Source organism: Rhodovulum iodosum (assembly GCF_041020385.1).
Lineage (GTDB): Bacteria > Pseudomonadota > Alphaproteobacteria > Rhodobacterales > Rhodobacteraceae > Rhodovulum > Rhodovulum iodosum.
The window spans coordinates 897730-910536 of record NZ_JBEHHI010000002.1; the positions used below are offsets into that span (position 1 = coordinate 897730).

At 68.0% G+C, this 12807-nt stretch carries 15 protein-coding genes; 6 read left to right on the forward strand and 9 right to left on the reverse strand.

Annotated features, from left to right (window positions below; translation table 11 throughout):
• Positions 1-46 precede the first annotated feature (46 nt).
• The 4 genes from purB (at position 47) to Ga0609869_RS13485 (ending at position 3821) form a co-directional block, all read left to right on the forward strand.
• Positions 47-1357: an adenylosuccinate lyase gene (gene purB / locus Ga0609869_RS13470; protein WP_125404997.1), complete on the forward strand. Its 1311-nt coding sequence runs from the start codon at positions 47-49 to the stop codon at positions 1355-1357.
• Positions 1358-1492: 135 nt separating this feature from the next.
• Positions 1493-1657, forward strand: a complete 165-nt coding sequence (locus Ga0609869_RS13475; protein ID WP_170168813.1) for a hypothetical protein — start codon at positions 1493-1495, stop codon at positions 1655-1657.
• 136 nt (positions 1658-1793) lie between these two features.
• Entirely contained in the window at positions 1794-2819 is a 1026-nt protein-coding gene (locus tag Ga0609869_RS13480) for a FliG C-terminal domain-containing protein (RefSeq protein ID WP_125404995.1), read from the forward strand.
• A 90-nt stretch (positions 2820-2909) separates the two neighbouring features.
• Positions 2910-3821 (forward strand): lysophospholipid acyltransferase family protein, encoded by a 912-nt coding sequence (locus tag Ga0609869_RS13485; protein WP_125404993.1) that lies wholly within the window; start codon positions 2910-2912, stop codon positions 3819-3821.
• Here Ga0609869_RS13485 and Ga0609869_RS13490 read toward each other — a convergent pair.
• Positions 3791-4489: a DUF1223 domain-containing protein gene (locus Ga0609869_RS13490; RefSeq protein WP_125404990.1), complete on the reverse strand. Its 699-nt coding sequence runs from the start codon at positions 4487-4489 to the stop codon at positions 3791-3793. The genes Ga0609869_RS13485 and Ga0609869_RS13490 overlap by 31 nt on opposite strands.
• 206 nt (positions 4490-4695) lie before the next feature.
• On the opposite strand from Ga0609869_RS13490, the gene acnA reads away from it, so the two are divergent.
• A complete protein-coding gene (gene acnA / locus Ga0609869_RS13495; protein WP_125404988.1) occupies positions 4696-7443 on the forward strand; it encodes an aconitate hydratase AcnA in 2748 nt (915 codons plus the stop codon).
• Between the two features lie 79 nt (positions 7444-7522).
• Entirely contained in the window at positions 7523-7876 is a 354-nt protein-coding gene (locus tag Ga0609869_RS13500) for a hypothetical protein (protein WP_125404984.1), read from the forward strand.
• Here the strand turns inward: Ga0609869_RS13500 and Ga0609869_RS13505 are convergent.
• The 8 genes from Ga0609869_RS13505 to secF all read right to left on the reverse strand — a co-directional run bounded on the left by Ga0609869_RS13505 (position 7873) and on the right by secF (position 12805).
• The gene (locus Ga0609869_RS13505) at positions 7873-8421 is read right to left on the reverse strand and encodes a DsbE family thiol:disulfide interchange protein (protein ID WP_245972255.1); all 549 of its coding nucleotides are present in this window, start codon (positions 8419-8421) and stop codon (positions 7873-7875) included. The two genes, Ga0609869_RS13500 and Ga0609869_RS13505, sit on opposite strands and share 4 nt — an antisense overlap.
• The gene (ccmD, locus tag Ga0609869_RS13510; RefSeq protein WP_211336802.1) at positions 8414-8572 is read right to left on the reverse strand and encodes a heme exporter protein CcmD; all 159 of its coding nucleotides are present in this window, start codon (positions 8570-8572) and stop codon (positions 8414-8416) included. The genes Ga0609869_RS13505 and ccmD overlap by 8 nt, the downstream gene beginning before the upstream one ends.
• Positions 8569-9297 (reverse strand): heme ABC transporter permease, encoded by a 729-nt coding sequence (locus Ga0609869_RS13515; protein ID WP_170168812.1) that lies wholly within the window; start codon positions 9295-9297, stop codon positions 8569-8571. Before Ga0609869_RS13515 ends, ccmD begins: the two co-directional genes overlap by 4 nt.
• Before the next feature lie 55 nt (positions 9298-9352).
• The gene (gene ccmB, locus Ga0609869_RS13520; RefSeq protein ID WP_125404979.1) at positions 9353-10009 is read right to left on the reverse strand and encodes a heme exporter protein CcmB; all 657 of its coding nucleotides are present in this window, start codon (positions 10007-10009) and stop codon (positions 9353-9355) included.
• Positions 10006-10620 carry a heme ABC exporter ATP-binding protein CcmA gene (gene ccmA / locus Ga0609869_RS13525; RefSeq protein WP_125404976.1) on the reverse strand — a complete coding sequence of 205 codons (615 nt, stop codon included), beginning with the start codon at positions 10618-10620 and terminating at the stop codon, positions 10006-10008. Before ccmA ends, ccmB begins: the two co-directional genes overlap by 4 nt.
• Positions 10621-10710: 90 nt before the next feature.
• A complete protein-coding gene (locus tag Ga0609869_RS13530) occupies positions 10711-11079 on the reverse strand; it encodes an Mth938-like domain-containing protein (RefSeq protein ID WP_125404973.1) in 369 nt (122 codons plus the stop codon).
• 9 nt (positions 11080-11088) lie between these two features.
• The gene (locus Ga0609869_RS13535; protein WP_125404970.1) at positions 11089-11841 is read right to left on the reverse strand and encodes a sulfite exporter TauE/SafE family protein; all 753 of its coding nucleotides are present in this window, start codon (positions 11839-11841) and stop codon (positions 11089-11091) included.
• Entirely contained in the window at positions 11834-12805 is a 972-nt protein-coding gene (gene secF / locus Ga0609869_RS13540) for a protein translocase subunit SecF (RefSeq protein ID WP_125404967.1), read from the reverse strand. The genes Ga0609869_RS13535 and secF overlap by 8 nt, the downstream gene beginning before the upstream one ends.
• Positions 12806-12807 lie beyond the last annotated feature (2 nt).

The window sequence follows — 12807 nt, forward strand, 5'->3', positions numbered from 1 at the left end:
GTCTATCAGACCGCCGAAGCCCGGACCAAGAGAAAGAGCGCCGCCGATGATCCCCCGCTATTCCCGCCCCGAGATGGTGGCCATCTGGTCGCCCGAGACCAAGTTCCGCATCTGGTACGAGATCGAGGCCCATGCCTGCGATGCGCAGGCCGCCCTCGGCGTGATCCCGAAGGAAAACGCCGAGGCCGTCTGGAAGGCCAGGGATGTCGAGTTCGACGTCGCCCGCATCGACGCGATCGAGGCCGAGACGCGCCATGACGTGATCGCCTTTCTCACCCACCTGGCCGAGATCGTGGGCAGCGACCAGGCGCGCTTTGTCCACCAGGGGATGACCTCGTCGGACGTGCTGGACACCTGTTTCAACGTGCAACTGGTGCGCGCCGCCGACATCCTGCTGGCCGATCTCGACGGGCTGCTCGCCGCGCTCAAGCGCCGCGCCCACGAGCACAAGGACACGGTCAGGATCGGCCGCTCGCACGGCATCCATGCCGAGCCCACCACGATGGGCCTGACCTTCGCCCGCTTTTACGCAGAGATGGACCGCAACCGCGCCCGCCTGCGGGCCGCGCGCGAGGAGGTGGCCACCGGCGCGCTGTCGGGCGCGGTCGGCACGTTCGCCAATATCGACCCCGCGGTCGAGGCCCATGTCTGCGAGAAGCTGGGCCTGGCGCCCGAGCCGATCTCGACCCAGGTCATTCCGCGCGACAGGCACGCGATGTTCTTCGCCACGCTGGGTGTTGTCGCCTCGTCGGTCGAAAACATCGCCATCGAGGTGCGCCACATGCAGCGCACGGAGGTGCTGGAGGCCGAAGAGTTCTTCGCCAAGGGGCAGAAGGGCAGCAGCGCGATGCCCCACAAGCGCAACCCGGTCCTGACCGAGAACCTGACGGGGCTGGCGCGGCTGGTGCGCGGCATGGCGATCCCTGCGATGGAAAACGTGGCGCTCTGGCACGAGCGCGACATCTCGCATTCCTCGGTCGAGCGCAATATCGGCCCCGACGCCACCGTGACGCTCGATTTCGCGCTGGCGCGGCTGACCACCGTCGTGGACAAGCTGGTTATCTACCCCGAGAACATGCTGGCCAACATGAACAAGTTCCGCGGGCTGGTGATGAGCCAGCGGGTGCTGCTGGCGCTGACCCAGGCGGGCGTGTCGCGCGAGGACGCCTACAAGCTGGTGCAAAGAAACGCCATGAAGGTCTGGGAAGAAGGCAAGGATTTCAAAGAGGAATTGCTGGCCGACCCGGACGTGACCTCGGCGCTCAGCCCCGCCGAGATCGAAGAGAAATTCGACCTCGGATATCATACCAAGCATGTCGACACGATCTTCGCGCGGGTGTTCGGCGCGGCGTCCTGACGGCGGCGCTGAGGGCGGCCGGGCGCATATTCGGCCGGCATTGGGGGTCGGTCCCGGCGGATGCCGCACAAGCGCATTTGGAATGGCTCCAATTCGTGCTACCTTGTGGCCCATCGCAAACAGGGAGATGACCTCATGTCCGCGAAGACGATCGTTTCGGCGCTGATCCTGGCGCTTGCACCGACCTTGGCGCTGGCCGGTGGCTGCGGCTGGGAAAAGAAGATGAATGCCAACCAGTGTGCCGAGGGCCAGACCTTCGATGCCACCAATGGCACCTGCGTGGACCAGGCGACCAGCTAGGCCCGCGTACGACCCTCATTCAGCCTTGCGGCGGCCCGTCGGGTCCGCCGCTTTTTTTGTCCGGGGGCGCCGGCGCTAAGCGCGGCTTAACCCCGGGGCCGGATGGTCGGGCCGAGCCACAGCCCGGAGCCCGCCGATGCAGCCCCCGCCCGACGCCCTGCCCGCCCTGCCGCCCGCGCGCAAGGCCGCGGTCATCGTGCGGCTCGCCCTTGGCGAGGGCGTGACATTGCCCATCGACACGCTGCCCGAGGCGTTGCAGGCGCGGCTGGCGCGCGAGATGGCCCAGACCCGCTTTGTCGACGGCGCCACGCTCGAGCGGGTGGTGGCCGAGTTCGCCGACCGGATCGAGGACGGCGGGCTGGCCTTTCCCGGCGGCGTGGACGGCGCACTAAACCTGCTGGAAGGGCAGATCAGCGCGCGCGCCGCCGCCGATCTGCGCGGCGAGGGCGGCGCGTGCGACCCCTGGAAACGGATCGCCGGGCTGGACGAGGCCGAGTTGGTCGCGCTGATCGACGCGGAGGGCGCCGAGGTGGCCGCCGTCGTCCTGTCGAAACTCTCCCACCCCAAGGCCGCGGCGATTCTGGGGCGTCTGCCCGGGGCGCGGGCGCGGCAGATCGCGCTGGCCGTCTCGCGCACCAGCCAGATCGGCCCCGACACGGTGGCCCGGATCGGCGCGGCCCTGTCCGAAGCGCTGGACGCCGCGCCGCGCCCGGCCTTCACCGAGCCGCCGGAGGAGCGGATGGGCGCCATTCTCAACGTCGCCCAGGCGCTGACCAGAGAAGAGCTGCTGGCCGGGCTCGACGCCGCGGATTCGGCACTGGCCGAACGCGTGCGCCGGGCGATCTTCACCTTCGAGCATATCCCCGACCGCCTGTCGCCGCGCGACGTGCCGATGCTGGCGCGCAACGTGCCGCAAGAGGTGCTGGTCACGGCGCTGTCGGGCGCGCTCGCCGGCCGCGACGACAGCAAGGCCGCTGCCGGGTTCATCCTGTCGAACCTTTCGCACCGGCTGGCCGACCAGCTGCGCGAAGAGATCGAAGAGCGTGGCCCGGTCAAGCCCCGCGTCGCAGAGGATGCGATGCTGCGCCTCGTCACCAGCCTGCGCGAGCAGGCCGAGGCGGGCGATATCGTGCTGTCCGAGGGCGCCGCGGCCGGGCGATAGCCCGGCCCCGGCTTGTGGTCGCGCGGCGCGGCGCGTATCTCTTGCCGCACGCAGGCGGCCCCGCGCCGCCGCAAACCGACAGGCAGCGCCATGGCCGATCCGCGGACGGGCCCCCGCGAATTCATCCAAAACCTCGCCGCCCGCGCCGTGCTGGGCGCGGCGCTGGCGCTGCCCTATCGCTGGCGGGTTCCCTTTGCCGGTTGGGCGGTGTCGCGCCTCGTGGCGCCGCTGGCGGGCTACGGCCGCCGCGTGCGCGCCAATCTCGCCCATGCCTGCCCCGACCTGCCCGATCCCGAGGTGGCGCGGCTGGTGCGCGCCGTGCCCGCCAATTTCGGCCGCGCGCTGATCGAGATCTATTCCGGCCCCGCCTTCGCCGCCCGCGTCGCGGACGAGCCGGTCAAGGGGCCGGGCGCCAAGGCATTGGAGCAAGCGCACGCGCAGGGCCGCCCGGTGCTGCTGGTCACGGGCCATTTCGGCAATTACGACGCGCCGCGCGCGGCGCTGATCGCCCGCGGCTATCGCGTCGGTGGGCTCTACAACCCGATGCGCAACGGCTATTTCAACGCCCATTACGTGCGCGCAATCTCGCGCATCGGCACGCCGGTCTTTCCGCGCGGGCGGCAGGGCCTCGCCGACATGATCCGCTTTCTGCGCGGCGGCGGAATGCTGGGCATCGTGATCGACCAGTACATGCGCCAGGGCGCGCCAATGACCTTTTTTGGCAAGACCGCGCCAACCGCGCTGTCAGCCGCCGAGATGGCGCTGAAATACGACGCGCTGGTGGTGCCGATCTACGGCATCCGCCGGCCCGACGGCCTCAACTTCGACATCGTGGCCGAAGCGCCCATCGCCCATACCGACCCCGAGACCATGACACAGGCGCTGAACGACAGTCTTGAGGCGCAGGTGCGCGCGCACATGGATCAGTGGCTGTGGATCCACCGCCGCTGGAAGCCCGAGCGGCAGGCCGCTCAGCGCACGCGGGCGGCTGCGAGGATCTGACCCGGGCCGGACTTTTGCACGATGGCGACGACGGGATGTTCCCCGTCTGCCTCGAGCGTGACCACCAGCGGCGCCGCGCCGTCCCAGCGCGCGACGGCCTTCCAGGCATCGACGATGTTGGTGTAGCGCAGGGTGCGCCCCGCATTCTCGCCCCGGCCGATATCGACCACGCGCTCGGGGATGTAGCGCACCACCTGCAAGACCGCGTCCTCGGCGAAGGTCTCGGTCGAGTTCGCGGTAATCACCACGTCGTCCCCGTCACGGACGATGCTCAGCGATACCGGGCTTGCCGCGTCGCGATGCGCCTCGATCAGCTGCGCCACGTCCATCGGCCGGTAGCCCACCACGTGATCCACCCCGCCGACCACGATTTGCGGCGTGTAGATCGAGCGGGTGTGGGCGGCGCGGGCATAGGCCTTTTGGCGGCGGGTGAAACCGGGTTGGGCAAAGACGTCCTTCCAGCCGATGTAATCCCAATAATCGACATGCAGCGCCAGAGGAATCACGTCGTCGCGCTTGGCCAACTCTGCCACCATGGCATCAACCGGCGGACAGGAAGAACAGCCCTGCGAGGTGAACAGTTCGATAATGACCGGTCTGTCCTCGGCCTGGGCGACGCCGTAAAGGGCGATCCAGATCAACGTGACCGCGCGGACGATGCGAGGCATAAATCTCCCTTCCCCTGCGTTTTCTTACCGTTGTCCTAGCCCACCCCCCCGCTCCGCGCCAATCAAGGAATCGAGATTTTCCGCGATGTGGCGCCCCGGCCCTTGTGCACGATTGTATACAAATGTGCGCAGCCCTCTTGATCGACGCCGTCCGATGGGGCAAGAGCAGCGTGAAACCTGCCACGCATCAATGACGGAGGTCCGCCATGCCCATCACAGTCGGACAGGACAGCGCCAATACGCGCAAGACGCTTACCGCCGGGGGCGCGAGCGTCGCCTATTACTCGATTCCCGCCGCCGAGGCCGCCGGGTTGGGCGATTTCACCCGCTTGCCCGCCGCGCTCAAGGTGGTGCTGGAAAACCTCCTGCGCTTCGAGGACGGCAAGACCGTCAGCCTCGACGACATCCGCGCCTTTTCGGACTGGGCCGCGCAGGGCGGCAAGACCGCCCGCGAGATCGCCTATCGCCCGGCCCGCGTCCTGATGCAGGACTTCACCGGCGTGCCGGCGGTCGTCGACCTGGCCGCGATGCGCGACGGCATCGTGGCGCTGGGGGGCGACGCGCAAAAGATCAACCCGCTGAACCCGGTCGACCTGGTGATCGACCACTCCGTGATGATCGACGAGTTCGGCAACCCGCGCGCCTTCCAGATGAATGTCGACCGCGAGTATGAGCGCAACATCGAGCGCTACACCTTCCTGAAATGGGGCCAGAAGGCCTTCGCCAATTTCCGCGTGGTCCCGCCGGGGACCGGCATCTGCCACCAGGTGAACCTGGAATACCTGGCCCAGACGGTCTGGACCGACGAGGACCAGAATGGCGAGACGGTGGCCTACCCCGACACACTGGTCGGCACCGACAGCCACACCACCATGGTCAACGGTCTGGGCGTGCTGGGCTGGGGCGTGGGCGGCATCGAGGCCGAGGCCGCGATGCTGGGCCAGCCGGTGTCGATGCTGATTCCCGAGGTGGTGGGCTTCAGGCTGACCGGCGCGATGGTCGAGGGCACCACCGCCACCGACCTCGTGCTGAAGGTCGTGCAGATGCTGCGCCAGAAGGGCGTGGTCGGCAAGTTCGTCGAATTCTACGGCGACGGGCTGGACCACCTGCCGCTGGCTGACCGGGCGACCCTCGCCAACATGGCCCCCGAATACGGCGCCACCTGCGGCTTTTTCCCCATCGACGACGAGACGTTGCGCTACATGCGCCAGACCGGCCGCGACGAGGGCCGTATCGCACTGGTCGAGGCCTATGCCAAGGAAAACGGCCTGTGGCGCGGGCCCGATTACGACCCGGTCTATACCGACACGCTGGAGCTGGACATGGGCACGGTGGTGCCGGCGATCGCGGGCCCCAAGCGCCCGCAGGACCACACCCCGCTCGACCGGGCGGCCGACAGCTTTTTCAACGTCGTGGCCGAGTACCGCGGCGAGGACGAGAGCATCGACGCCGCCGCGATGGCCTCTGAGGGCCCCGTCCCCGACGCGCTGGTGGACCCGCGCAAATCGGCCAAGGTGGAGGGCGCCGATTACACCCTCCGCGACGGCGCGGTGGTGATCGCCTCGATCACTTCCTGCACCAACACCTCGAACCCCTACGTGATGATCGGCGCCGGGCTGGTGGCGCGCAAGGCGCGTGCGCTGGGCCTGACCTCCAAGCCCTGGGTCAAGACCTCGCTCGCGCCCGGCAGCCAGGTGGTCAGCGAATACCTGGAGGCGGCGAACCTGCAAGAGGATCTAGACGCGCTGGGCTTCAACCTGGTGGGCTATGGCTGCACCACCTGCATCGGCAACTCGGGCCCGCTGGCGCCGGAGATCTCCAAGGCGATCCACGACAACGACCTGATCGCCACGAGCGTTCTGTCGGGCAACCGTAACTTCGAGGGCCGGATCAGCCCCGACGTGCGCGCCAACTACCTGGCCAGCCCGCCGCTGGTCGTGGTCTACGCGATCGCCGGCGACTTGAACATCAACGTCGCCCACGACCCCATCGGCACCGACAAGGACGGCAACGCGGTCTATCTCAAGGACATCTGGCCGAGCCAGAAGGAAATCGCCGACTTGGTCGAAAGCACCGTGACCCGCGAGGCGTTCAGGTCGAAATACGCCGACGTCTTCAAGGGCGACGAGAAGTGGCAGTCGGTCGAGACCACCGAGAACGAGACCTACGACTGGCCCGCGAGTTCGACCTACGTGCAGAACCCGCCCTATTTCCAGGGCATGGACACCGAGCCCGGCACGATCGCCGATCTGGAAGGCGCGCGGGCACTGGCCATCCTCGGCGACATGGTCACGACCGACCACATCAGCCCCGCCGGCAGCTTCAAGGACACCACGCCGGCCGGCCGCTACCTGACCGAGCGCCAGGTCGCCGTGCGCGACTTCAACTCCTACGGTTCGCGGCGCGGCAACCACGAGGTGATGATGCGCGGCACCTTCGCCAACATCCGCATCCGCAACGAGATGCTGGACGGGGTCGAGGGCGGCTATACCCTGGGCCCGGACGGCCAGCAGACCTCGATCTTCGAGGCCGCCATGGCCTGGCAGGAGGCCGGGGTGCCGCTGGTGGTGATCGGTGGCGAGCAATACGGCGCCGGCTCGTCGCGCGACTGGGCGGCCAAAGGCACCGCGCTTCTGGGCGTCAAGGCGGTCATCGCCGAAAGCTTCGAACGCATCCACCGCTCCAACCTCGTGGGCATGGGCGTGATCCCGTTCGAGTTCACCGGCGACACCCGCTCGTCGTTGGGCCTGAAGGGCGACGAGGCATTCTCGATCGCCGGGCTTGAGGGCGATCTGAAGCCCGGGGCCGAAGTGCCCTGCACCATCGGCTATGCCGATGGCAGCGAAAAGACCATCACGCTGAAATGCCGGATCGATACCGCCATCGAGAAGGAATACGTCGAACATGGCGGTGTGCTGCACTACGTGCTGCGCAACCTGGCCAAGGCCGCCTGAGCGGCCGCGCCCCTGCCCCGCCGCCGGCCGTCGGGCCGCGGCGGGGCCATCCCCCCCGATACGTCAGGCACGCGCCTCCATGAGCCGCGAAATGCGACATGAAGCAGCAGCGAATCGCCGCCTGCCTCATTCGCGGCGCGATACAGGTTTTTCGCGCGCCTTTGTGGGACCTGCCGCCGGCGGAAATGTGGCGCTTTTCATGGTCGGGCAACAGTGCCGCCCGGCCCCCGAGATTGCCCCGCGAAAACGGCCGGAAACGGCCTCGGGAAACATTTCGTTTCTGGCATTCCGTTTAAAGAATCGTCCAAATCAGGGCGTTTTGGATTATGCTGGGTTCATGAAACAGCGTATCCCACATATCCCCGTTTGTATGCCGCTCTTCGAGTTTCTCGCGTTTGGAGCGTTGATTCTGCTTGTCGCAGGCGCGAACTAACGCGCCGCCGCCGCATCGAGTGCCGGGCGCAGCTTGTCCGCGACGATGCGCTCTGTCAGCGGCCCGGCATGGCGCATCAGGATCGTGCCCTCGGCGTCGATGACATAGGTCTCCGGCACGCCGTACACCCCCCACTCGATCGCCGTGCGGCCCGCCGGATCGGCGCCCATCGCGGCAAAGGGATTGCCCAGCTCGGACAGAAAGCGCAGCGCCTTGGCGGGCTCGTCCTTGTAGTTGATCCCGTAGATCGCCACGCCCTCTTCGGCCAGCGCCTCGAGGATCGGGTGCTCGGCCCGGCAGGGCGCGCACCAGCTGGCCCAGTAGTTCACCAGCTTGACCCCGCCCTCGCGCAGCGTGTCATCGGTGAACGGCGCGCCCTCGCCCAACTGCACCAGCGCAACCGGCGGCGCCGGCTGCCCCGCGCGGGTCGAGGGCAGCGCGTTCGGGTCGTCGCGGGTGACCCCGATATAGAACAGCAGTGCCAGCGCCCCGAAGATCAGCGGCGGCAGCAGCATCAGCCATGATATCTTGCGTTGCTCAGCCATCGGCCTTCCTGCGCGCCTCCACCTCGTCCAACTGCCTGCGGACCCGCGCGCCACGCATCAGCGACAGCACGACCAGCCCGATCATCAATACCAGCGAGATGCCGTAGGACGACAGCACCGCGGCGGCGTATTTCCCAAGTTCCGGCATCATCCCATCCGCTCCCGCGCGATCAGCGCCTTCAGCCGGCGCGCGCGGATCTCGGTGCGCGTGCGCAACAGCACCAGCGCGACGAAGAGCAGCACGAAGCCCGCGATGCACAACAAAAGCGGCTGGTAATACACATCGGCCACGTTCTCTTCCTTGTCCAGGCTCAGAGAGGCGCCCTGGTGCAGGCCCTGGTTCCAGAAATTGACCGCGTAGCGGCTGAGCACCGCAAAGACCGAGCCCACGAGGCACAGCACGCTGGTCAGGTCGGCCGCCGCGTCGGGGTTCTCGATCGCCTCCCAGAGCGCGATATAGCCGAGGTAGAACAGGAACAGGATCAGGAAAGAGGTCAGCCGCGGATCCCAGGCCCAGTAGGTGCCCCACATCGGCTCGCCCCAGATCGCGCCGGTGACCAGCGCGATCAGCGTCATGGTCAGCCCGATGGGCGCGGCGGCGCGTGCCGCCAGGGCACTGACATGGTGCCGGCGCACCAGCCAGATCAGGCTTGCCACCAGCATCATCAGCCAGGCATTGATCGCCATCAGCGCGGCGGGCACGTGAATGTAGATGATCTTGACCGTCGAGCCGAAATTCGCGGCCTCCGGCGTCAGGAAAAAGCCCCATCCGAGGCCGACGGCCAGGCAAAGCGCCGCAAGCCCGCCGACATAGGGCAAGAGCGCCGACGCCGTGCGCGTGAATTTCTGCGGATTGGCGTATTCCCAGAGCGACATGAAGATTTCCTATAAGCCTAAGGTATGCTTCTCAATTGAATAGCGCGTGAGGTGCTCAGCGCAGGTTGATACGGATTGCCGCAGCCGCCGCAAAGGGCAACAGCGCCAGCGTGGCCAGGGTGATGCCGGCCAGCATCAGCATCGGCGTCGCCGTCGCCATCCCGTCCGCCCCGCGCCCCACGGTCTCGGCCCCGAAGATCAGCGTCGGCACGTAGAGCGGCAGCACCAGCAGCGACAACAAAAGCCCGCCCCGCTTCAGCCCCACGGTCAGCGCCGCGCCGAACGCCCCGATCATGCTCAGCGCCGGCGTGCCCAGCGCCAGGCTCGCCACCAGCCAGCTGTACCCCGCCGGATCGAGGTTCATCAAAAGGCCCAGCACTGGCGCGGCCAGCGTCAGCGGCAGGCCCGTGGTCAGCCAATGCGCCACCGCCTTCATCGCCACCACCGCCTCCAGCGGGATCGGCGCGGTGGCCAGCAAGTCCAGCGATCCGTCCTCGAAATCGAGGGCGAAGATCCGGTCGAGCGACAACAGGCAGGACAAGAGCGCGCCCACCCACAGGATGCCCGGCGCGATGGCCGACAGGATCTCGCCTTCGGGGCCCACGCCAAAGGGCACCAGCACCACGACGATCAGGAAAAAGGCGAGCCCGAGCCCGAACCCGCCCCCGGCCCGGATCGCCAGCGTCAGGTCGCGGACCAGCAGCGCGATCATGCAAAAGCCTCGTCGAACGCGTCCAGCCTGCGCGGCGCGGCGCGGAACGCGGTCACGTCCAGCTCCCGTGCCGTGAACCCCAGGTCGATATGGGTGGCGATCAGCGCCGCGCCGCCGCCGTCCAGATGCCGCCGCACCGCGTCGCCGAAAAGCGCCACCGAGGCCAGGTCGAGCGACACGGTCGGCTCGTCCAGCACCCAGATCGGCCGCCCGGTCACCAAGAGCCGCGCCAGCCCCAGCCGCCGCTTCTGCCCGGCCGACAGGTTATGCGCCTGCCGGTCGGCCAGCTCGACCAGGTTGAAACCTTCCAGCGCGGCGTCGATCCCCGACGTGCCGAAGATACGGGCCCAGAACCGCAGGTTCTCGGCCACGCTCAGCGTCGCCTTCAGCCCGTCCGCATGGGCGGCATAGGCCATCGCCTCGGGCGGCACCGACACGCTGCCGGCCAGCGCCGGCTGCAGCCCCGCCAGCGTGCGCAACAGCGTCGTCTTGCCGATCCCGTTGGGCCCGCGCAGCAACAACGCCTCGCCGCCGGCGAGGGTGAAATTCACCCCCTCCAGCACGGGCACCCCACCCCGCGCGCAGGCCAGATCGCTCACCGCCAATTCCATGGGATCACCGCATAACCCAAAGACCAATAGGCCGAAAGCGGGAAAACCCCGCCGCTTCTTCTTGGTCGAAATACCCGAAAGGCGCCGCGCTCACCGGCCCGCCCGCGTTACCGGCAAGAGCGCCACGGCGACGTGCCGGCCCTCCGACAGCAGCACGTTGTAGGTACGCGCGGCCGAGGGGCTGGCCATGATCTCGACCCCCAGCCCGTCCGCCTCCAGCCGCGCCTGCAAGCGGTTCGGCAGCGGCGCGATCACGTCGCCGGTGCCCACCAGCACCAGATCGACCCGCCCTGCCAGCGCCGTCAACGGCGTCTCGTCCTCCAACCCCGCCCAGGGCACCAGCGCGCCCGCGGCGATCAGCACCGGCCCTTCGCACAGCTCGCCCGCGATGCGAAAGAACCCGGGGCCGTAGCCGTCCACCGGCAAACCGTCGGGATATCGGATCTCTTTCAGGCGCATGTCGCCCCCCTAATCGAACAGCGGCAGCCCGCTCAGGATCGCGGCACCGATGATCCCATAGGCGGCGGCGCGATAAAACCCCTCGCGCTCAGGCGTGAACAGCCGCTGGCCGATCAGGATCGTCGCCACGTAAGGCAGCGCCAGCAGCGCACCGAGGCCCAGCGCCCGGCCCGTCACCATGTCGCGCGCCAAGAGGTTGGCCACGATGCCGATATCGAGGATCGCGAGAAACAGGATCGTGTTGGCCCTGACCTGCGCCGCGCGGCCCGGCCCGGCGAGGTAGAACAGCACCACCGGCGGCCCGGTCAGCCCCGTCAGCCCGCCCAGCACGCCCGCCGAGGCGCCGACACCGCCCAGCCCCGGCCACGCCACCCGGCCGCGATACCGCCAGCCCGACACCAGCGCGGCCAGCGTCACCGTCGCGGCCACGGCGACCACCCAGCGCACCGGCGCGGGGTCCAGCACGCTCAACAGCCACACGCCCAGCGGCGCGGCCATGACCGCGCCAGCGGCCAGTACGCCCACCTCGCGCCGGTCGGCCTCGGCCCAGGCGCGCGGCACGATGGCCAGCCATGTCAGCATGCCCGAAACGGTCAGCAGGACGATCGCCTCGGCCGGCGGCAGGAAACGGCCGGCCACGGGCATCACGATCAGCGCCGTGCCGAAACCGGTGAACCCGCGCACGAGGCCGCCCGCGAGAAAGACGAGGATCAGCCAGGCAAGTCCGGGGGCAGCCAGCGCCGCCCCCAGCGCCTCAGGCATCGACATTGGCGAATTGCGTGCCCGCGCCGCCGTCGCCCGATTTCGACCAGTCCCGCTTGACGCCCAGCATCAGCAAGATGTTCGAAGCGACGAAGACCGACGAATAGGTGCCCACGATCACGCCCCAGATCATCGCAAACACGAAACCGCGGATCACGTCGCCGCCGAGGACGAAAAGCGAGATCAGCGCCAGCAGCGTTGTGAACGAGGTCATCACCGTCCGGCTGAGCGTTTCGTTTATCGACAGGTTCAGCACCTCTTTGAGGTCCATCTTCTTGTAGCGGCGCAGGTTCTCGCGCACCCGGTCGAAGACGACCACGGTGTCGTTCAGACTATAGCCCACGATGGTCAGCAGCGCCGCGATGATCGCAAGGTCGAACTTGATCTGGAGCGCCGCGAAGATGCCGATGGTCAGCACCACGTCATGCACCAGCGCAGCCACCGCGCCGAGGCTGAACTGCCATTCGAAGCGTAGCCAGATATAGACCAGCACCGCCGCGATCGCGAGACCGACTGCCAGGATCGCCGTGCGCACCAGCTCGCCCGAGACCTTGGGGCCCACGCTTTCAACCGAGGGGAAGGTGATCGTCGGATCGACCTCTTGCAGCGCCGCCTCGACCGCGTTGATCACCTCGGGTGTCACGCTTTCCTGCCCTTCCTGGGCCTGGATGCGCACCTGCGCCACGTTCTGGTCGGCCCCGAACGCGGGGTCGAACACCTCGGTGATCGACACGTCGCCCAGCCCCAGCGGCGCCAGCGCGTCGCGATAGGCGGCCACGTCCACCGCCTGGGTGCTTTCGGTGCGGATCGTGGTGCCGCCGCGGAAGTCGATGCCGAAATTCAGCCCCAGGATCGCGAAGAGCAGCAGTGACAGCACCATCGCAACCAGCGACGCGCCGAAGGTCATCTTCGAGCCGCGGAAGAACTGCCAGTTGGTTTCGGAGGGAACCAGTTTCAGTCGCATGG

Bases quoted from the DNA above. Each gene is read 5' to 3' on its own strand.
- Ga0609869_RS13480 (WP_125404995.1), top strand. From the start codon at position 1,794: ATGCAGCCCCCGCCCGACGCCCTGCCCGCCCTGCCGCCCGCGCGCAAG.
- purB (WP_125404997.1), top strand. From the start codon at position 47: ATGATCCCCCGCTATTCCCGCCCCGAGATGGTGGCCATCTGGTCGCCC.
- secF (WP_125404967.1), bottom strand. From the start codon at position 12,805: ATGCGACTGAAACTGGTTCCCTCCGAAACCAACTGGCAGTTCTTCCGC.
- Ga0609869_RS13530 (WP_125404973.1), bottom strand. From the start codon at position 11,079: ATGCGCCTGAAAGAGATCCGATATCCCGACGGTTTGCCGGTGGACGGC.
- ccmA (WP_125404976.1), bottom strand. From the start codon at position 10,620: ATGGAATTGGCGGTGAGCGATCTGGCCTGCGCGCGGGGTGGGGTGCCC.
- Ga0609869_RS13485 (WP_125404993.1), top strand. From the start codon at position 2,910: ATGGCCGATCCGCGGACGGGCCCCCGCGAATTCATCCAAAACCTCGCC.
- Ga0609869_RS13505 (WP_245972255.1), bottom strand. From the start codon at position 8,421: ATGGCTGAGCAACGCAAGATATCATGGCTGATGCTGCTGCCGCCGCTG.
- Ga0609869_RS13490 (WP_125404990.1), bottom strand. From the start codon at position 4,489: ATGCCTCGCATCGTCCGCGCGGTCACGTTGATCTGGATCGCCCTTTAC.
- ccmB (WP_125404979.1), bottom strand. From the start codon at position 10,009: ATGATCGCGCTGCTGGTCCGCGACCTGACGCTGGCGATCCGGGCCGGG.
- Ga0609869_RS13535 (WP_125404970.1), bottom strand. From the start codon at position 11,841: ATGCCTGAGGCGCTGGGGGCGGCGCTGGCTGCCCCCGGACTTGCCTGG.
- Ga0609869_RS13475 (WP_170168813.1), top strand. From the start codon at position 1,493: ATGTCCGCGAAGACGATCGTTTCGGCGCTGATCCTGGCGCTTGCACCG.
- acnA (WP_125404988.1), top strand. From the start codon at position 4,696: ATGCCCATCACAGTCGGACAGGACAGCGCCAATACGCGCAAGACGCTT.
- Ga0609869_RS13500 (WP_125404984.1), top strand. From the start codon at position 7,523: ATGAGCCGCGAAATGCGACATGAAGCAGCAGCGAATCGCCGCCTGCCT.
- Ga0609869_RS13515 (WP_170168812.1), bottom strand. From the start codon at position 9,297: ATGTCGCTCTGGGAATACGCCAATCCGCAGAAATTCACGCGCACGGCG.
- ccmD (WP_211336802.1), bottom strand. From the start codon at position 8,572: ATGATGCCGGAACTTGGGAAATACGCCGCCGCGGTGCTGTCGTCCTAC.